The 17,018-nt window shown below is 43.5% G+C and carries 24 protein-coding genes; 6 read left to right on the forward strand and 18 right to left on the reverse strand.

The features are described from left to right. Position 1 precedes the first annotated feature (1 nt). From SNR28_RS12065 to SNR28_RS12115, 11 genes are all read right to left on the reverse strand, one after another. Positions 2-907 carry a major capsid protein P2 gene (locus SNR28_RS12065; RefSeq protein ID WP_375752711.1) on the reverse strand — a complete coding sequence of 302 codons (906 nt, stop codon included), beginning with the start codon at positions 905-907 and terminating at the stop codon, positions 2-4. Positions 908-909: 2 nt separating this feature from the next. Next, entirely contained in the window at positions 910-1,056 is a 147-nt protein-coding gene (locus SNR28_RS12070) for a hypothetical protein (RefSeq protein WP_375752712.1), read from the reverse strand. Positions 1,057-1,327: 271 nt separating this feature from the next. Then, positions 1,328-1,996 (reverse strand): hypothetical protein, encoded by a 669-nt coding sequence (locus SNR28_RS12075; RefSeq protein ID WP_375752713.1) that lies wholly within the window; start codon positions 1,994-1,996, stop codon positions 1,328-1,330. Further along, on the reverse strand, positions 1,986-2,429 hold the full coding sequence (locus tag SNR28_RS12080; protein ID WP_375752714.1) for a hypothetical protein: 444 nt from the start codon (positions 2,427-2,429) through the stop codon (positions 1,986-1,988). Before SNR28_RS12080 ends, SNR28_RS12075 begins: the two co-directional genes overlap by 11 nt. Further along, positions 2,426-3,019, reverse strand: coding sequence for a hypothetical protein (locus SNR28_RS12085; RefSeq protein WP_375752716.1), 594 nt, complete (start codon positions 3,017-3,019; stop codon positions 2,426-2,428). The genes SNR28_RS12080 and SNR28_RS12085 overlap by 4 nt, the downstream gene beginning before the upstream one ends. Then, positions 3,003-3,275 (reverse strand): hypothetical protein, encoded by a 273-nt coding sequence (locus SNR28_RS12090; protein WP_375752717.1) that lies wholly within the window; start codon positions 3,273-3,275, stop codon positions 3,003-3,005. Before SNR28_RS12090 ends, SNR28_RS12085 begins: the two co-directional genes overlap by 17 nt. A gap of 65 nt (positions 3,276-3,340) precedes the next feature. Further along, complete coding sequence (locus SNR28_RS12095) at positions 3,341-5,218, reverse strand: replication endonuclease (protein WP_375752718.1); 1,878 nt, start codon at positions 5,216-5,218, stop codon at positions 3,341-3,343. A 212-nt stretch (positions 5,219-5,430) separates the two neighbouring features. Next, complete coding sequence (locus SNR28_RS12100) at positions 5,431-5,613, reverse strand: hypothetical protein (protein WP_375752719.1); 183 nt, start codon at positions 5,611-5,613, stop codon at positions 5,431-5,433. Further along, positions 5,606-5,881, reverse strand: a complete 276-nt coding sequence (locus tag SNR28_RS12105; RefSeq protein WP_375752720.1) for a hypothetical protein — start codon at positions 5,879-5,881, stop codon at positions 5,606-5,608. Before SNR28_RS12105 ends, SNR28_RS12100 begins: the two co-directional genes overlap by 8 nt. Positions 5,882-5,888: 7 nt before the next feature. Then, positions 5,889-6,128, reverse strand: coding sequence for a hypothetical protein (locus SNR28_RS12110; protein ID WP_375752721.1), 240 nt, complete (start codon positions 6,126-6,128; stop codon positions 5,889-5,891). Positions 6,129-6,207: 79 nt separating this feature from the next. Further along, on the reverse strand, positions 6,208-6,432 hold the full coding sequence (locus SNR28_RS12115) for a hypothetical protein (protein WP_375752722.1): 225 nt from the start codon (positions 6,430-6,432) through the stop codon (positions 6,208-6,210). A gap of 162 nt (positions 6,433-6,594) precedes the next feature. Here SNR28_RS12115 and SNR28_RS12120 point away from each other — a divergent pair, with 162 nt between their 5' ends. The 3 genes from SNR28_RS12120 to SNR28_RS12130 are packed head-to-tail and all read left to right on the forward strand — an operon-like array spanning position 6,595 to position 8,456. Further along, positions 6,595-7,014, forward strand: coding sequence for an Arc family DNA-binding protein (locus tag SNR28_RS12120; RefSeq protein WP_375752723.1), 420 nt, complete (start codon positions 6,595-6,597; stop codon positions 7,012-7,014). 10 nt (positions 7,015-7,024) lie between these two features. After that, entirely contained in the window at positions 7,025-7,978 is a 954-nt protein-coding gene (locus SNR28_RS12125; protein ID WP_375752724.1) for a tyrosine-type recombinase/integrase, read from the forward strand. Between the two features lie 25 nt (positions 7,979-8,003). Continuing rightward, a complete protein-coding gene (locus SNR28_RS12130; RefSeq protein ID WP_375752725.1) occupies positions 8,004-8,456 on the forward strand; it encodes a hypothetical protein in 453 nt (150 codons plus the stop codon). Positions 8,457-8,905: 449 nt separating this feature from the next. Here SNR28_RS12130 and SNR28_RS12135 read toward each other — a convergent pair. The 3 genes from SNR28_RS12135 to SNR28_RS12145 all read right to left on the reverse strand — a co-directional run bounded on the left by SNR28_RS12135 (position 8,906) and on the right by SNR28_RS12145 (position 11,284). Beyond that, positions 8,906-9,929, reverse strand: a protein-coding gene (locus SNR28_RS12135; protein ID WP_375751544.1) for an IS630 family transposase whose coding sequence is annotated in 2 segments (ribosomal slippage) — positions 8,906-9,476 and positions 9,475-9,929 — 1,026 coding nt in all. Because the reading frame shifts where the segments join, the coding sequence is not laid out codon by codon here. 36 nt (positions 9,930-9,965) lie between these two features. After that, positions 9,966-10,968 (reverse strand): IS630 family transposase gene (locus SNR28_RS12140; RefSeq protein ID WP_375752726.1). Its coding sequence is split into 2 segments (ribosomal slippage): positions 9,966-10,515 and positions 10,514-10,968, totalling 1,005 coding nucleotides; the frame shifts between segments, so codons are not numbered across the junction. Positions 10,969-11,053: 85 nt separating this feature from the next. Further along, entirely contained in the window at positions 11,054-11,284 is a 231-nt protein-coding gene (locus SNR28_RS12145; protein ID WP_375752728.1) for a hypothetical protein, read from the reverse strand. A 373-nt stretch (positions 11,285-11,657) separates the two neighbouring features. Here SNR28_RS12145 and SNR28_RS12150 point away from each other — a divergent pair, with 373 nt between their 5' ends. Continuing rightward, a complete protein-coding gene (locus SNR28_RS12150; protein WP_375752729.1) occupies positions 11,658-11,786 on the forward strand; it encodes a hypothetical protein in 129 nt (42 codons plus the stop codon). A gap of 344 nt (positions 11,787-12,130) precedes the next feature. Here SNR28_RS12150 and SNR28_RS12155 read toward each other — a convergent pair whose 3' ends face one another. After that, positions 12,131-12,475, reverse strand: coding sequence for a hypothetical protein (locus SNR28_RS12155; protein ID WP_375752730.1), 345 nt, complete (start codon positions 12,473-12,475; stop codon positions 12,131-12,133). Between the two features lie 357 nt (positions 12,476-12,832). Between SNR28_RS12155 and SNR28_RS12160 the strand changes: the two genes are divergently transcribed. Next, the gene (locus SNR28_RS12160) at positions 12,833-13,861 is read left to right on the forward strand and encodes an IS110 family transposase (protein WP_375748275.1); all 1,029 of its coding nucleotides are present in this window, start codon (positions 12,833-12,835) and stop codon (positions 13,859-13,861) included. A 316-nt stretch (positions 13,862-14,177) separates the two neighbouring features. Here the strand turns inward: SNR28_RS12160 and SNR28_RS12165 are convergent, their stop codons facing one another. The 3 genes from SNR28_RS12165 to SNR28_RS12175 form a co-directional block, all read right to left on the reverse strand. Further along, positions 14,178-15,143 carry a phage portal protein gene (locus SNR28_RS12165; protein ID WP_375752731.1) on the reverse strand — a complete coding sequence of 322 codons (966 nt, stop codon included), beginning with the start codon at positions 15,141-15,143 and terminating at the stop codon, positions 14,178-14,180. 17 nt (positions 15,144-15,160) lie between these two features. Beyond that, positions 15,161-15,433 carry a P2 family phage major capsid protein gene (locus SNR28_RS12170; protein ID WP_375752732.1) on the reverse strand — a complete coding sequence of 91 codons (273 nt, stop codon included), beginning with the start codon at positions 15,431-15,433 and terminating at the stop codon, positions 15,161-15,163. 110 nt (positions 15,434-15,543) lie between these two features. Next, positions 15,544-16,679, reverse strand: a protein-coding gene (locus tag SNR28_RS12175; protein WP_375748130.1) for an IS3 family transposase whose coding sequence is annotated in 2 segments (ribosomal slippage) — positions 15,544-16,430 and positions 16,430-16,679 — 1,137 coding nt in all. Because the reading frame shifts where the segments join, the coding sequence is not laid out codon by codon here. Here SNR28_RS12175 and SNR28_RS12180 point away from each other — a divergent pair. Next, the gene (locus SNR28_RS12180) at positions 16,680-16,922 is read left to right on the forward strand and encodes a nucleoside hydrolase (RefSeq protein ID WP_375754072.1); all 243 of its coding nucleotides are present in this window, start codon (positions 16,680-16,682) and stop codon (positions 16,920-16,922) included. Positions 16,923-17,018 lie beyond the last annotated feature (96 nt).

A 17,018-nucleotide genomic window follows, 5' to 3' on the forward strand; every position in this document is an offset into this window, starting at 1 on the left:
CTTATGCTCCGGTTGGCACTTCTTTGTTCTGAGTGATGTACTCGAAATACACCGGAATTTCTTCCGCTGCCGTGGTTTTCAGCTTGAGCTGTAGAGACTCATTCGCCACTGGAATAAACGCAGATTCGGACGCAAAGCCGTGGCTAATGAAATCGATACACACCCAACCCGCAGGGGCTTCTTTGCCTGTTTGACGTTTCACCATCGCTTTGATATCGGCCACCTTGCCCCACATCACTTTGGTACGGTCACGGATGATTTCAAAATCCGTCAATTTAGAGGTTTTCAGCCACATGCGGCGAATGCGGTGATTGATGCCCATCAGAGGAAACTTGTGTGTTTGCTCACCTGTTACCGTCTGGCTCAAAATGACATCGCTCAGACGCGGCACAAAATAGCGGTCCGCCTGTGCGGCTGTAGTGGTCATATTGGCGTAAAGCTCAATTGCATCAGGGTCACCGGATTGTTTCGCACCGATATGCACTTTCACTCGGATGATTTCACCCGGCAAAATCGCCAGCTCACCACGGCGAATACCATCAGTGGTTCGTAGCTGCTCATCAGCAAAATCTAGATAGATGCGTGAATAATTCACACCAGAGTCTGCCGCATCTGCATTGATTTTCTTGTCGTAAGCATCACGAGCAATCAGGAATGATGGGTCTGTGAAAAAGAACTCACTGCCGTCTTGATATTCCATGGAAATGCGAGAGATACGCGCCACAGAAAGATTCGATACGAACTCCAAACCCTGAACGGTACGAGCCACATCAAATTCCAGTGTTGCCTTTTGGTTGTAACCTACCGTTTTGAACGGGTCACATTGCTCAATGCGTGGAGCGTACGGGCCTTTTACCGCTTTTAGTACGGCGGCTGCCGCTGCGGATTGCTGCATAGGTGTTGCCATGGTTAGACCTTCACCCCTACTTTCGCGGCATTAGTTGTCACGAAAGAAACGTTGTTTAAAGCCCAAAGCGTCACGACAACGACAACCAGTGCAATACCACCAGTTACCATGTGTGCTTTTTTGATTGGGCCGCTTTTCTTTGCTGCCATGTTGTTGCCTCAACTCGTTATGTTGTTGTTTGAACGTTTATTAGATAAGCAGAGGTGAAAACGAAGGAAAAGCAGAGATTTAACACTCAACCTAATAGGTAGAACTTGCGTTAAAAGTGTGATTGAACCGTTGAAAATGCGGTTAGTGAAGAGATCTAAAGGAAAGTTTTAACCAGTTCAATATCAGGTGGTGATTGGTTCGGCTCGGTTGAGGGTAATCGGTTGAAGTGTTAACCGCGCGGTTAACGCTCCAACCAATAACGATGGGGCTTTAACTACCAATTGGACGTAGCACACCTCTTGAAAGTTGACCTAACTTTGCTCGTTTAATGTAGTACTCCAAATCTTCGAGTTGGGCGATATCTTCAACGGTTAGACCCATTTTTTTAGTCCAGTACTCAACGTCGTCAACATCATCTTGTCTGCCAATCCATTTAATTTGAGAGCCGCGTAATACGGTTTTTGGTACTTCTTGTCCACGCTGAAAAAGAGCATGGTTTACTAAGCCAAACTTACGCCCACCCTGATAGTTCTCCGCAAGTTGACCTTCAGCTTTTGCTATTGAATTTACAAAACGGATGAGCTCTTCATTGATGATATGAAGCGGCCTGTTCCCGTCCGCAAACTCCCAAGCAACCTTTTGAAAAAAATCGAACTCAGATTGAGTCCGTTTACCAACAAAAGAAGCAACAAAAGGCTTCGGTTGATTACGTAATTTGCTCAAATTACTGATAAGTTGCCTTGCACTGTTGGCTGTATAAACTCTCCTTTTTCCTAGTCTGTCAAAGGTGGAGTAAGTATCAAAGATAAGTACATCCTCGTTTAATGGAATCAAACCTAACTCATCAGCCTGATGCAACGCGGTAGTTTTACCACCCCCAGTACCTGCACAATACAGAGCATTCCGCGCTTTGAGTTTCTCATTGGGGTTAATCGCCATGTTTACCCCCTTTGTTCTCTAGTTGCTTTAGCTCATCTTCGGCGCGCAATTTTTTCACCTGGCTAGCACCACCCACGACAACAATCAAAGTCAGAATGATGACCACAATCTCTTCTTTGTATTGGCCTAGCTTTGATGGGGCTCTTTGACCGTATTTCCCTGCCAGCTTTGCGATACCACCCTCAAGCAAGGCTCTTTTGCTCTCAGATATCTCATAGCGTTCATGCCCAAACACCTGAAAAGCCAGCTCGATACCATCAACAACCAGCTCACCCGCTAAATCTTCGTCATCATCATCAAAAATGGAAGGTGCGGGCGAACTGAGCTCGGTGCTTTCACTGCCCACGCCGTCGATTTTGTCGGCTTCGCTTAGCAGGTCGTCACCCAGAGTGATACCAGAAGGGATATTTAAATCTTCAACTGTCATTGTCATAGCAAAATCCCCCGCTCAGTATCGGTTTCAACCTTTGACGGCTGCGGTTGCTGTGGTTGTTTTTCTTCCGGTTGACCGTTAACACTCGGTTTACCCTTTTTCAGTTTGCGATACAGCATGTAACCCGCGCCAGAGACCAGCAAAAACCCCAACAACAAAAGCAACACAAAACCGCCGCCGGATTGATTCGGCTCGTTTTCTTCCTGCTCGTTTTCAACAGGTTTAATCGGTTGACTGGTGTCATTGTCGATAAGCAGATTTTCCTCTGGTTCATCGGTGTCTAAAACCACATCATCATTGGTTTCACCCGTGGATATCACGGTTTCCAGTATTCCCGCGTTTTCCAGCTCACTACGAAGAGCCTGACACTCTTCCAAAGAGTCGTATTTCTCTGCAAAGCTATCTAAATCGGGCATCGTATGTTCAAGACAGTACTCATGCACACCGCTGCCTTGTTGGTTGCTGTGTTCAGAGCACACATAATATTGAGTGTCTTTTCGTGGACCACCTTTAGGAAGGTAAACCGGAGCAGGTTTACCGCAATGCTGACAGGGTACATAACCCTGAATTGGTTTATTGTTGTTCCGCATTGGCCTGACCTTCTAGAATCTGGTTCATCACATTGCGAATGGTTTTATTCAGCTCTTGATAGCGGCTGAGTTTATCCATGACGTTGGCCGGAAGCCCTAACGCCTCCGGTGAAATGCCACCGGACGTACTGAGCTTCATCAGCTTTTTGAGTAGCTGTTTCATGCTGACGTTTTGAAACTGCCCGCGCAGTTGGTCAATTTCGCTTTCCAGTGCATCCGCTTCACGAATTAATGCCTGTAGTTGTTCAACTTTCATAATGTTCCCCTGTCTCACGACGTTGATTTGGTAGGTGCGCCCCTGATTCACATCGTTGGCGGTTGTCAGGTCACCGATAACCTTCCATTTCTAAGGCTAAGGGTTGTATATCGGTCTATTGGGACTTTTGCCCCTTTCATAAGTGGAGAAATCAAACATTGAATACCTTCAATGCTCCACCCAGTAATATCTTTTAATGCTTGTTCCAGCCCAGAAATCTGTTTTTGTGGGGGCTGGTTACACTTATTTTCAGTGCTCCAAGGGAGTGCTCCGCACTCTTTTTGAAGACGTTTCACGTCTTTTTTCTTAACGAGCGCGTATTTCTCCGCGCACGTTTCAATGACCTTATCGAGCCATTGGATACCAATAACCCTTTTCACGGTGTCACCGTACTTGTTGTGCTTCTCTTCATAGGCCAGCTTTGCCTTAAAGCCCAAATCACAAAAGCCTTTCCAGCGGGAGTTATCTGCATGGTCTCGAAGCTCTTCCAGCTCTTTGTCGAACGCGGTATCCATTGCAGATGCTCTGCGAAGTTGCCGCCAGATACCCACCGAAGGTGCACCGGACTGTGAAAACTGTCTGATACGATGAACACTCGCCCATGCTCTTGCAGAAAATGCCGTGGTTTCGGCATCGTCTTCCGGCATGTGTGAGCCGTTAATGTTCTTGGAAATGTATTTGATGATGTAGCCTGTCGCGCTGCCTTTGGATGGATCTAGAAACTCAATCTTGATACGACGCTCTTTTTCCAGCTTGCCCGCTTTGTTATACAACTCGTACTTATCTTCATCACAGGCAATGCCCTCACAGATAGCTACCAAGTTATCTTTCTGGGCTGGGTGAACGTACAGGAACATGTGAGCATGTGGGGTACCGTCCTTGTGGGGTTCGGCTACCCGCAGACCAAACCATTGAATATCAATCTTTGGCTTTTTAAACCATGCCCGCGCAAGTCTCCACTGCTCCATAAGCCTTTCGTGGGCTTCTTTCGGTGTGCAGCCGTTCCACTTGTCAGAATTGCGGTGGTATTTACTCGGCAGTGTCCATGTGATGAACACACCCTCAAAACCTAAGTCAATCGCTCTCTCTTCATCACCACGAGAACGCACAACAAGCTCGATACGGCGATTTTCATGATTCGCCGTGGTTCGCTTAACCACTTCGTCTAAATCGAATGCTTGCCCCGTTTCTGGGTTAAATACAGCCATAGATTCTACGTATTCTTTGGCTTCAATCTGCTTTCGCTTCCAACGAGCAAAAGAGCGAGAGGAAACATACCTGCGTTGCCCCTTCTTGCCACCCACACGCTCAAGGGCGATTTGGGAATACTCAATGTACTGGTTACGGAGAAACATAAACTTTCGAACCAGATAATCCACATCCAGACAACGACGAATCGCGCGTTCAATCTCGCGCTCTGCATCTTCAATGGTCTTGTGTTTTTTCTTTAACACTGGTGGTTTGATGTGGACGGACGCCATCACATCAGAGATCTCTTTGAAGCCTTTTTTCAAGGCTCTGAGGTACTTCTGCTTAGAATCAGGGCTAACCAAGTAGCAATCGAAATCACTAGTAATCACGACTTGGTTAATCTGGATGTCCTGTAAGGTGCGAGTGAAACGCTCTGTCATGTTAAATGCTAGTCGCTCTAACGCCTCATCGTTCATCAAAGTGAAGTGGTCTAACTCAACAGCATCACGCATACCACTGGTAAAACGTGGTCTTTCTGATGCATTACTGCGCTCATCCACAAATGGATATTTCTTTTCGATAGTCGGAGCATGCCTTAGGCCATGACGAACAGCATCATTTGTGAAGTGTTGGATGTTCTCAGGTGTCGCATTGCCGCGCTGTTTACGTTTGGAAATAGCAAATTTCACATCGTCCTGAACGATACGAGGCAAGCGAGGTACAAAACGACGACTGAATGGAGTAGAAAGCAACTTAATATTCCTTATAACGCTTCAAAGGTTTTTGGTATTGTGGTGGGTTGTTCCAAAGTTTAACTGCCTCCTGATATGTTGAGGTTTCAATTCCCTCAAACTCACAGTCATGGCAATAAACGAAATGTCTCGGTTTCTCTTCCAAGGTTTGCTCACAAAACACATTCGTGCTTTTGCAGTTGCTGCATGGTTTGATTGCTTGAAGGCTTATTCTACAGCTCACGACAGAAGCCCTTCGCATAGCAGCTAGCAATCCATGACTTAAATTCAATCGGGTGGATTCCATCTCTAATCAATAACCAGCCAACGCCCATAAAAGTCACAACTAACAATGGGTCTTTTGCTTTCCTTCCTGTCTTGATAAGTAAATCAATTAACACTTTGTTCTTATCCATGCTCAACACCCAAGCGACCTAATGCACCGTACTTGTGAAAATCGTTAATATCTTCGGACTCGAACAGCCTTTCAGAATTCCGTTTTACTGGTTTAGCTCGTCTCTTTAACCCAAACTCTTTACGAATACTGCTCCATTCATTCAAAGCCCTTTCGGTTAGTTCTGGGTTGAAGTTCTCGCACCCTTCCATATCTGGGCAGGGTGCATGTATCGGGTCTGAAATTGGCAAATCTGCGATAGATTTTGCGGGAGTGAAATCAACGTCCATATCAAACCTATACTCTTAAGTATTGGGACATCAATCTGCCAGTAGCCTTGAAGTAAGACAGACGATTTTCTATTTCAACAGTGTGTCGCTCTTTTTGATATATGGTCATACTTGCGCAGTGTAGTAATCGTTTCTTTTCACGCTGACTCATATCCAGACTGTTAAGCAAGCAATGAACCTGCATGTATGAAGCAGATTTTGGACTAGTGCGCATTGCGCCATAAATTCGTTTAAATGCTGTTTTCATAAAGCCCTCAAGAAGTGATAGCCAAAGTATTGTCCTGCGCTAATCGCGAGCATAAAAAGGAATACTGCAAGCAAACCTTTCATGCCTCGCCTTCCTCTTCGTCTTTTTTGTTTTTGGCTGGGATAACGAATTGGTTAGCACCGACGCGACGGTCAAACTCAAGTTTATTGATAAGTACTAAACCACCTGATTTTTCCTGTGGAACAAGCGGAATTGCTCCCTCTTTGATTAGCTCATTCAGCTTTGAAAGGCTTACGCCAGTTTCCTCTGTAAACTTCTTCTTTGTCTGCACTGTCGCCGTCATTTGTAAATTACCTCCCGCTCATAAAGACCCACATGCAGTCATATTTGGGTTTATGCAAGATGACTACACGGTGAAATCATTACACCGTGTATCTATCTTGTCAATTATTTTTTGACTACACTGTGTAACCATTATTTGGTCGCGGAAATTTAAGGACGTGGAATGAGCAGAGATATTGCACCATTTGGACTGCGGATGAAGTCTGATTTAAAAGAAGCTTTAGATATGCAGGCCAAGGAAAACAAACGGTCACTAAATGCGGAAATTACATCTAGATTAGAGGGGACAATCTCAGATACTAATAACTTATTTATACCAGCTGAAAAAGCGCATCAATTGGTCGTTGAGTCGAGAGCAAAAGTCAAAGAGCGAATTCTAATAAAGACATTTCAAGATATTCATGAAGGCATTCAAAAAGGGGTGGATATCGTGTATGTGAATTTGGATGAGTTTCATCTTGACGAAATGAGCTACGAGCTCTTTGAAGAATTATTGAAGCCAACACTTTCAAAGCTAAGTGAATTGGGTTATCAGCACGATCTTTTTGATTTAAGCGTAAAGGTTACTCTTATAGAGGAATGAGTGAAGTAACATGATTCAATCTAGTGAGCAGGGGTTTTATACCACCCATGACCCAAACCGTTTTTTCAGTCTAAAGCGGGATGCAAAGAACCATGAAATTACCATCGGGTTGCGCAATGACGAACTGTACCCAAACAAGGATTTTCGAAGGCTTGATGAACTCATTACGCTTTGGTATCGGTTGCACGGAAAAACGCTAAAAGACCATATCCGGCTGAACAAGCTACTATGCCGAATATCAAAGGGCATGGGTAACCCGATTGCCAGTGAAGTGACCAGTGAAGCTTTTGCCCGGTATCGGGAGCAGCGAACCACAGAAGTGAGCACCACAACCGCGAACCGAGAACACGCTTATCTAAGAGCAATGTTTAATGAGTTAAAACGACTTGGTGTCATTAATTACGAAAATCCGGTTTCAAACATTCGGCAATTCAAAGAGCGGGAAGGAGAATTGCGCTTTCTGTCTCATGATGAAATTACGCATTTACTTACCGCTTGTGACAAGTCCAGCAATAAAAGCCTGATTTATGTTGTTAAGGTTTGCCTTGCGACTGGTGCAAGGTGGAGTGAAGCAGAAAGCCTAAAAGCTTCCCAGGTGGCAAACGGGAAAATCACTTACCTAAATACTAAGTCTGGTAAGAACCGCTCAATCCCCATCAATGACCAGCTTTATCAGGAACTAATCAGACTAGGTAAGAAAGGTGATGAAAAGCTATTTTTGTCCAGCCTGAGCGCGTTCAGAAAAGCGATACAAAAAGCAAGCATCAGCTTACCAAGAGGGCAAATGTCCCATGTTCTGCGCCATACATTTGCAAGCCATTTTGTTATGGCGGGCGGGAATATCGTTGTTTTAAAAGATATTCTTGGTCACAGCGAAATAACTACAACAATGAGATACTCGCACCTTGCGCCTAGTCATTTGACTGACGCAATTAAACTCAATCCATTAAATCAACATCAATAAAATCTAACAACATCAGAGGTAATTAATGAAACGCATTCTTCCACTAATTTTAGCTACATCTTTTTCAGTGAATGCAAGTGTATGGGACGACATAAAAAACACTCCTGCGACACAATTAGATGTAGGCAGAATCTATCTTGATATGTTTTCTACGATGTACAAGGAACAGTTTGTAGGTCAAAAAGTTGGTGACACAAAATACAAAGTGAAAAGCCTTGATAGCTTTGGTAGCGATGGAAAGTTAGGTCTTAAGGTTGGCTACGAAGCAAGAGGGAAGTACATCAATCCTCAAGAGTGCGGTATGTTCGTTAATATCTCTAAACAAGCCTTACCAGCGGGGAAGTTAGCTGAAGGTATATACCCTCAAATGAAACCTGAAAACAAAGAAGAATTCGCATCTACTTTTTTATATGAAGTTCAGTTAATTAATACTGATAACGGTGCGGTAATGGCTGAATGCAGAAGTGATAAACTTTAATTGGCAGCTCCTTAGCACTGAATAGTTACAGCATACATATTCAAATAATTTGATTTACAGAATTGCAGCCTTCGGGCTGTTTTTCTTTGCCTTTTTCTTTTCCTGCGGATACATGTGGACACATACGGATAAAATGCAATTTCCTCTTTTTTTAACCTATTGTTTTTACAGTGCTGTTATGGGTTTTCCAAATCCGCGTGTTGGGAGTTCGAATCTCTCCACCCCTGCCATTATTTAATGCATATCTATGCAAAAAGAAAGGCCGCTAGTTATAGCGGCCTTTTTCTTTATCAATTCTTGTGAAATTCTTTTTTAAAAATCAGTTTGAGCTCTGCTCTCTTACTCCCACTTTCGTTCACATTTCTAAATCGCTTGTATAATACCAATTCCATTAATTAAGTTATCAGGTTAATCCAATCTCTAAAGCAGAGTGATACCAATTCCATTAATTAAGTTATCAGGTTAACCCAATCTCTAAAGCAGAGTGAGATAACTCTGCTTTTCTCTGAACAGAACTTATTCCAGGCACGACAAAGCTTGTCGACAATATCGCCATAGTTTTCAAAACATCGATTTGCGAGTTCGTTTTGACGAAGCCAACTCCACACCTGCTCTATTGGGTTCAGTTCCGGGGAATATGGCGGTATATGAATGATACTGAGGTTGTCAAAATCATCTGCAAGATAGCTTTGGTGCCAACTCGCTTGATCCATAATGACAACAGAGTGCTTACCTGTTGGTGTGGCATGTGAGATAAGCCGAAGTTGTTCCTTCATTGCCTCCATATTACTAACAGGCACAACAATGGCTTCCGCATCACCAGTGGTAACGCATACGGCTCCAAACAAGTATGCATATTCAAATTGCTGCTGTTGTACCGCCCTCGGACGAGTGCCCTTGGGAGCCCATATTCGGGTTGTCGTGTTGCGCTGACCAAACCTGGCCTCATCCTGGAACCATATCTGAACATCTTTTAGTGCGACATGCCCGGGGATCTTAAGGATCGTTTCTATTGGGAATTTTTTTAAAAGTTTCTTGGGCTTCTATTGATTGCTTAGGATGCTTGGAGCGAGTCGTAATCCAACTCAAGCCAATATCGTGTAGCAGGCGATATATCCCTGACTGTTGATAGGTAATACCAAAATTGCTTTCTATAAAGAGGCCGATCTCCCTTGCCTGAAGGCGGCCCCCATCAGCATTAACAGCGTGTTCGGTGACATACTCTTTGAGCTGTTGCCTTTGCTCTTCGGTTAAGCGGTGAGGCCTCCCTGAATGACGCTTTTCTTGCAGTCCTTCAAGGCCGTGATCGAGATAGGCCTTAACCCATTTGTTAACGCTAACTCTGCTGACTTTGAGGAACTGAGCGATCTCTGTACGGCTTTTACCATCAACAAAGTGGGAAACAGCAAGGTAACGTATTCTAAGCCGAGCGTTAGATGTGGAGTTGATAAGGCTGGGGAAATCGTGCTTCATGAGGGCTCCTTTAAGAGCCTTCATTAGATCACAAAATTAATGGAATTGGTATGAGATAACTCTGCTTTTCTCTGAACAGAACTTATTCCAGGCACGACAAAGCTTGTCGACAATATCACCATAGTTTTCAAAACATCGATTTGCGAGTTCGTTTTGACGAAGCCAACTCCACACCTGCTCTATTGGGTTCAGTTCCGGGGAATATGGCGGTATATGAATGATACTGAGGTTGTCAAAATCATCTGCAAGATAGCTTTGGTGCCAACTCGCTTGATCCATAATGACAACAGAGTGCTTACCTGTTGGTGTGGCATGTGAGATAAGCCGAAGTTGTTCCTTCATTGCCTCCATATTACTAACAGGCACAACAATGGCTTCCGCATCACCAGTGGTAACGCATACGGCTCCAAACAAGTATGCATATTCAAATTGCTGCTGTTGTACCGCCCTCGGACGAGTGCCCTTGGGAGCCCATATTCGGGTTGTCGTGTTGCGCTGACCAAACCTGGCCTCATCCTGGAACCATATTTGAACATCTTTTAGTGCGACATGCCCGGGGATCTTAAGGATCGTTTCTATTGGGAATTTTTTTAAAAGCTTCTTGAGCTTCTATTGCTTGCTTAGGGTGCTTGGAGCGAGTCGTAATCCAACTCAAGCCAATATCATGTAGCAGGCGATATATCCCTGACTGTTGATAGGTAATACCAAAATTGCTTTCTATAAAGAGGCCGATATCCCTTGCCTGGAGGCGGCCACCATCAGCATTAACAGCATGTTCGGTGACATACTCTTTGAGTTGTTGCCTTTGCTCTTCGGTTAAGCGGTGAGGCCTCCCTGAATGACGCTTTTCTTGCAGTCCTTCAAGGCCGTGATCGAGATAGGCCTTAACCCATTTATTAACGCTAACTCTGCTGACTTTGAGGAACTTAGCGATCTCTGTACGGCTTTTACCATCAACAAAGTGGGAAACAGCAAGGTAACGTATTCTAAGCCGAGCGTTAGACGTGGAGTTGATAAGGCTGGGGAAATCGTGCTTCATGAGGGCTCCTTTAAGAGCCCTCATTAGATCACAAAATTAATGGAATTGGTATAATTGGTTTCGTGCATGAATAATCGAAATCAGTCTAAAATGTGTCATCGCGTAACCTATCTCTGCACTGTGATATGTGCTCTTGGTATTCTATATCCGATTCCAAGTGAAGAGATTTTTCAAATATACAGCAAAGATTCCATAACGCTCTTTCCTCTGCTTGATCTTCAATAGCAAGGACTTCTTTGTCGCTGAACCTACGTGTCAATTCGAATAACACCCATGCTTCATCATTGGTAAGTGTGATTTTTACTTGTTTACTCATAACATCCCACCGCACTAAAATACTTACACGACATAATCATGACCAAACATGGTACTGCATAAATCTTATGAAATCTCTCATAAGATGAAAGTCTACTATCAGAGGATAAGTGAACGGTATTGTCCAGCTCCGTGCATCTGGTCCGGCCCAAGAGACAAAATACTTCATGGTAACTTCCTCCCAAAACCTTTCAAAATCAGAATTAAAAATAGTAATCCCTTAAGTGAATGCGTATTCAGCTATGATTTCCAGGACACTAGTCTAACTTTTAAATCTATAAACTCGGTTAAATGTCATAGTGCTCCACCAAACCAATAAGTAAATGGTCAACGCAAATACAGGATAACTAGGTATCACAAACAACAGGTGAGCAATGAAAGGTAAGAGCCAATATGCTTTGGCAGAACGAATTAGCAGATACGGGATAGCTATCGAAGATATTACCGCAAATGAGACAAAAGCAGTAAGGCCGTACGCAAATATGCTTTCGCCTCCTGAGTAGTTTATAGCATTAGAGTAAACAACTGGTACATCCCTTACCAATAGTACTGCAACATAAATAGCTACGCCTATAGACAGAAAAATTGCACAATATCTAGTGTACTTATTCATATTTACCTTTTTTCTTATAGAACCACACGTGGTCACTCCCAAATATCGTTACTTTTTAACATCTAAGTCTCTACATTACATTTGTATAATAGTTCGCTTGGATAATTGTCCAGTTTGACTGGAGCAGAACAATTATGCCTTCAACACCGCCCACCAAAAGGAATGGAAAATGCCATGTGTTGGGAGTCAATCTTAGACGCTTGTATGTGTAATTTAGACCAGACTATCAAATATTTATTCGAAATACGGCAAACAAATATGCACTGCAATACTGGATATTCCTAATCCCCACCCAACTAACATAGTCAACTGAGAAAAATATTCATATTGGCCTTCGTTGTTCCGTTTATCGTAATGGCTCACCACAACAGATAATTGAGAAATAATTCCACATAAAAAGGCAGTCAACATCAGATATAAGGGTATACCCTCTAATATAAGCCCATATCCTCTACCCGGAACAACCATTTTCCCGTAATACGCTGATATACCACCATAAGAAGTTAATATTAGAGCTATTGATATTTTTTTGACTCTTGTCTTCAGTGGAACAACTGCAGGTACATACCATCTTCGCATCCGCCCCCCTTACACTTAATGCTTTCTGTTCGTTTTTACTCCGTCTAACAATCTCGTTCTTCTCTCTAAATCATTGACGGTGATAATGAATAATCATGATAAATATATGAATAATTTAGATAATACGTAACTCAAGTGAACTTGCCAAATATAGAAGGGCGAAAAGCATCCGTATATCAAAATAAACTTCACCAAGAGGCAGGTGAAGTTTTGCATACTTCAGTAAAACTACTGAATAAAGTTGAGTTAATAGCGGAAGTAGTAAATGAAAGAAAATGATGTGATGGACGCCCCCATTAACGGCTTCGATGAGCCAGAATTAAGGTGTTAGCACTTAATTACGAAGGAGCATCCATCATGAACATTAAAGTTGTTGGTATCGATATTGCCAAATCCGTCTTTCAGGTTTGTGTTCTACTTCATGATAACAAGGTGGCATGGAACAGAAAGATCACCAGAAGTGATTTGATGAAGAAACTGAGTCAGCTTCCTGAAAACACTCTCATCGCTATGGAAGCTTGCGCATCATCCCATCATTGGGCACGACAAATGAAGCAACACGGGTTTGAAGTCATACTGCTCCCAGCTCAATTCGTTAAACCGTTTGTTGGGCACCAGAAGAACGATGCCAATGATGCCAGAGCAATATGCGAAGCTTCCCAACGACCAGATGTTCACCCAGTTCAAGTAAAGACTATTGAGCAGCAAGACATCAAGGCGTTGCGAAACGTTCGCCAACGCCTTGTTGATAATCGCATTGCTTTAGTTAATCAATCTCGTGCTATGGCTGCTGAATATGGTGTGATATTCCCTAAGCACGTGACTAAATTTCAAGAACTTCTGCCATTAGCTATTGAAGATGCGAGTAATCAGCTATCTCACGTTATGAGGCGTGTATTGCTTGAAAACTACAATGAGCTTAGGCAGGTAAATAGGGATATTCAGCAAGTGGAACACGACTTACTGGAGCTGTGTAAAACCAATCCCCGTTTTAAAGCGTTACAAGAAGTTCCGGGATTTGGCCCCATTATCAGTTCTGCATTAATTAGTGAACTCGGTACTGGGAAGCAATTCTCTAATGGCCGTCAGTTTTCTGCTTGGTGTGGTTTAGTTCCGAAGCAACATAGTTCAGGCGGTAAATCCTGCCTGAAAGGTATTACCAAAAACGGCAATAGACAGCTACGAACGCTAATTTTGCATGGCGCACGAGCGGTTGTTCGGTATGCAGATAAACGTCAGGACAAGATGGGAATTTGGTTACGGGATCTTATTGCCAGAAGAGGCAAAGTTAAAGCTGTTGTCGCCTTGGCTAATAAGCTATGTCGAGTTGGATGGCATCTTTTAAGCTCAGGTGAACAATTCAACGTGAATAAAGCCTTTGCGTAACCGTTAATATATAGAGTTACTTACAAATAAACAGCAGTACCCGAGTTTGCAAGTATTGATGAACTAACGGTCAACGTCTCTGCGAAAACCTAATTTTGGACAAGGCATTACTGATGCCGTGAAAATGTAAAGGAAGCAGAGAGCAGATTACATCATGGCGCGAGCAGTAAAAGCTCATAGAGACGTCGGATATATGTCAGCGAGCCGAACCTAATCAGTTCTTGCAATCACAGGGGCGTCCATATATGTCCAAAAGCTTTCAAAAAGGCCGCTAGAAATAGCGGCCTTTGTCATTTTACGAAATGGGACTATACATCTATGTGTCTTTCATCTCGTAGGGATTGACGGTGATAACCTCTCTCCCTGTGAACTCATTAAGCTCCATGAAGGTATTTGCAAGAGGAAGCAGCTCATTCTTGTGAAACAGCCAATCCACCTTATTCAAATCCAATGAAGTAATGCCCTCTCTTCGAACGCTCATCAGTTCGATGGGAACGCGATGAAGGGCTAGAGCATCATTCATGGTTTGGTTCTTCACATCCCTAAACGAGTCCTTTGCTTCCACCTGGCCTATAGGTTTGAGCTCGGGGGCTTTGGTGTCTTTACCCTTGGCATTCACAAACATATTTTTGAATGCCAGACCTTCTTTCGCTCTTAACCTTTCCTTGATTTCCTGCTCTTGCTTATCCGTCATGGCCGGTTCGTTCATATACAGCAGATAACCCGCATGTTGACCATTGCGGTAATACTGACGACGAAACAAAGTCGCATCATCATTGAGCCAAATCGAAGTCAGGCCACTAACGTGGGAAGGAAGCCCATAAACCTCCTGAGCAACATCATAACCCGCGAGGTGGAATATCTGCCCGTTCTTAAAGTCAATGCGGCCATTATCGTCATACGCTTTCGGTTTATAGCTGTACCCAAGGTCACCACGTCTTCGCATATAGAGCGCAGGAAAGTGCTTGATTTGAACCACCTCCCCAAGTCCACCCCAGTTGCGGATAATTTGAAGATACCCATTCCCAAAGGTTAAGTAGTCCTGGATAAACTGTTTTAAGTCGCTTCTGGTTAAGAGTTCATTGGTCGACACTAAATACGTCAGCGTATTGCGCTTAAACTCAATGGCACTGAAATGCATCGGGTTTACTCGTAACGCCTTTGCTAATGTATCTAAAGCGATAGGTGGCTCGTACAAGCCATTTATCAGAGCGACTTCCAGATAGCCCAGAATGTCGCTGTTCATTACGCTGACAGGGCTAGAAAATTCAATATCAAGCACGATTCACTACCTTCCTGTTATTTCCATTCGCCGTTTTTGTTCAATTTAACGGTTTCAAAATCAATAACAGCAGCCTTATCTAGTTGTTCGACAACATAAGCCAGAGAAGCAGATTCATAATTTTCTAGTTGGTTTAATCCATCATTACGCTTGCCGAATGATTGTCTGAAAGCTCTGTCCAAGAAATAAATAGACAAGTTGTCAAGACTGGTCACCATGATGCCGCGAGCAGGAAAGCAAGAAGGCATAAAGGCTGGCATTGCACCATAAGACTCTTTAATTTGTCGCATTTCTATCTGATGGACAGGTTGTTTAGGGGCTACTTTTTTTGCTAGAAGCTCACACTGTCATTGGCAACCAAATCACTACCTGAATCGACCAGCCTCCTGTATACCAGCGACTAGTTGTAAATTCCAAGCTTTTCATACACCAGTGGAGGCATATTCTCAGCGTGGCTGTGCTTACGTTTAGAGTTATAAAACATCTCAATGTAATCGAAAATATCTGAACGTGCTTTTTCTCTTGTTTGGTAGATCTTTTTCTTAATCCGTTCACGTTTTAGAAGCTGGAAGAAGCTTTCTGCTACTGCGTTGTCATGACAGTTTCCCCTGCGACTCATACTAGGTATCAGGTTATGCTCTTTTAAGAACGCCTGCCATTCATAGCCCGTGAACTGACTTCCCTGATCAGAATGGATTAGCACTGTACTTTTAGGCTTTCGACGCCATACCGCAGCGAGAAGCGCTTGTGTTACCAACTCTGATTCCATCCTTGAACTCATTGACCAACCGACCACCGCTCTCGAATAAAGGTCGAGCACGACTGCTAGATACAACCAACCTTCGTGTGTTCTGATATAAGTGATGTCTGTTACCCAAGATTGATTCGGCTCAGATGGCGAGAATTCACGGTCTAATATGTTTTCAGCAATAAGTGCTGGCTGACCACTATACATGCCACGACGCTTCTTATATCCAACTTGAGCTTTCAGTCCCTCTTGTCGCATCAGGCGGGCGACTCGGTGCCTGCTGCATGTCTCCCCTAAATCCCGTAGATCACTTTGAACCTTGCGGTAACCATAGACACAACCACTTTCAAGCCAAGAGTGCTTAATCAAGCCCAGTAAGCGCTCGTCCTCAATAGCTCTGGCAGATTTTGGCTTCCTTATCCATGCGTAGAAACCACTGCGTTGAATATTCAAGACCTGACACATTAAACGTACGGGATATTTGTTGAGTCGGGATTTTATAAACGCGTATTTTTCTTTGACTCGCTGGCGAAAAATACAGTTGCTTCCTTTAGGATGTCACGTTCCTGTGTCACTCGTTTCAGCTCTTTTTCCAGCTCTCGTATTTTCGCTTCTTGCTCATTTGCTTGCTGGTAGTGCTTGCTGTCTGACCCGTACTTCTTCATCCAGTTGTAGAGACTATTGGTGGAGACTCCAAGGCGTTCTGACACACTTGCTACCGTGTAGCCTTGTTCGGTGACTTGTTTTACGGCTTGGATTTTAAATTCTTCGGTAAACTGCTTATTCATTTGCCCTCCTGTGGACTACTAATTGTAATTCAAATTAGTGGCTACAGGAGGCTGGTCGATTCATTATTTACGTCTCAGGATTGCTGGGTAGGTATAGAAACTAAAGGTGAATACACTCAAGGAATGACGGTAGTGGACAGGTACCTGCTAACAGGGAACGAACCAAATGCTAAGGTATTGTTCGATATCGACAGGGAAGGGTTTGTTGACCTGATAGTAGATTGCCTGAAAGCATATGACTGAAACAGGTAGCTATGTCTACAGGTAACTATGTTTACAGTGAACTATGCCTAGAGAGGACTATGTATTAAGGGGAGCTCTCCCCTTAATACAAAATAC

The organism is Vibrio iocasae (genome assembly GCF_042245395.1).
Lineage (GTDB): Bacteria > Pseudomonadota > Gammaproteobacteria > Enterobacterales > Vibrionaceae > Vibrio > Vibrio iocasae.

Bases quoted from the DNA above. Each gene is read 5' to 3' on its own strand.
- SNR28_RS12150 (WP_375752729.1), top strand. From the start codon at position 11,658: ATGAAAGGTAAGAGCCAATATGCTTTGGCAGAACGAATTAGCAGATAC.
- SNR28_RS12115 (WP_375752722.1), bottom strand. From the start codon at position 6,432: ATGACGGCGACAGTGCAGACAAAGAAGAAGTTTACAGAGGAAACTGGC.
- SNR28_RS12105 (WP_375752720.1), bottom strand. From the start codon at position 5,881: ATGGACGTTGATTTCACTCCCGCAAAATCTATCGCAGATTTGCCAATT.
- SNR28_RS12065 (WP_375752711.1), bottom strand. From the start codon at position 907: ATGGCAACACCTATGCAGCAATCCGCAGCGGCAGCCGCCGTACTAAAA.
- SNR28_RS12085 (WP_375752716.1), bottom strand. From the start codon at position 3,019: ATGCGGAACAACAATAAACCAATTCAGGGTTATGTACCCTGTCAGCAT.
- SNR28_RS12090 (WP_375752717.1), bottom strand. From the start codon at position 3,275: ATGAAAGTTGAACAACTACAGGCATTAATTCGTGAAGCGGATGCACTG.
- SNR28_RS12145 (WP_375752728.1), bottom strand. From the start codon at position 11,284: ATGAGTAAACAAGTAAAAATCACACTTACCAATGATGAAGCATGGGTG.
- SNR28_RS12075 (WP_375752713.1), bottom strand. From the start codon at position 1,996: ATGGCGATTAACCCCAATGAGAAACTCAAAGCGCGGAATGCTCTGTAT.
- SNR28_RS12155 (WP_375752730.1), bottom strand. From the start codon at position 12,475: ATGCGAAGATGGTATGTACCTGCAGTTGTTCCACTGAAGACAAGAGTC.
- SNR28_RS12110 (WP_375752721.1), bottom strand. From the start codon at position 6,128: ATGAAAACAGCATTTAAACGAATTTATGGCGCAATGCGCACTAGTCCA.
- SNR28_RS12100 (WP_375752719.1), bottom strand. From the start codon at position 5,613: ATGGATAAGAACAAAGTGTTAATTGATTTACTTATCAAGACAGGAAGG.
- SNR28_RS12070 (WP_375752712.1), bottom strand. From the start codon at position 1,056: ATGGCAGCAAAGAAAAGCGGCCCAATCAAAAAAGCACACATGGTAACT.
- SNR28_RS12120 (WP_375752723.1), top strand. From the start codon at position 6,595: ATGAGCAGAGATATTGCACCATTTGGACTGCGGATGAAGTCTGATTTA.
- SNR28_RS12160 (WP_375748275.1), top strand. From the start codon at position 12,833: ATGAACATTAAAGTTGTTGGTATCGATATTGCCAAATCCGTCTTTCAG.
- SNR28_RS12080 (WP_375752714.1), bottom strand. From the start codon at position 2,429: ATGACAATGACAGTTGAAGATTTAAATATCCCTTCTGGTATCACTCTG.
- SNR28_RS12170 (WP_375752732.1), bottom strand. From the start codon at position 15,433: ATGCGACAAATTAAAGAGTCTTATGGTGCAATGCCAGCCTTTATGCCT.
- SNR28_RS12125 (WP_375752724.1), top strand. From the start codon at position 7,025: ATGATTCAATCTAGTGAGCAGGGGTTTTATACCACCCATGACCCAAAC.
- SNR28_RS12130 (WP_375752725.1), top strand. From the start codon at position 8,004: ATGAAACGCATTCTTCCACTAATTTTAGCTACATCTTTTTCAGTGAAT.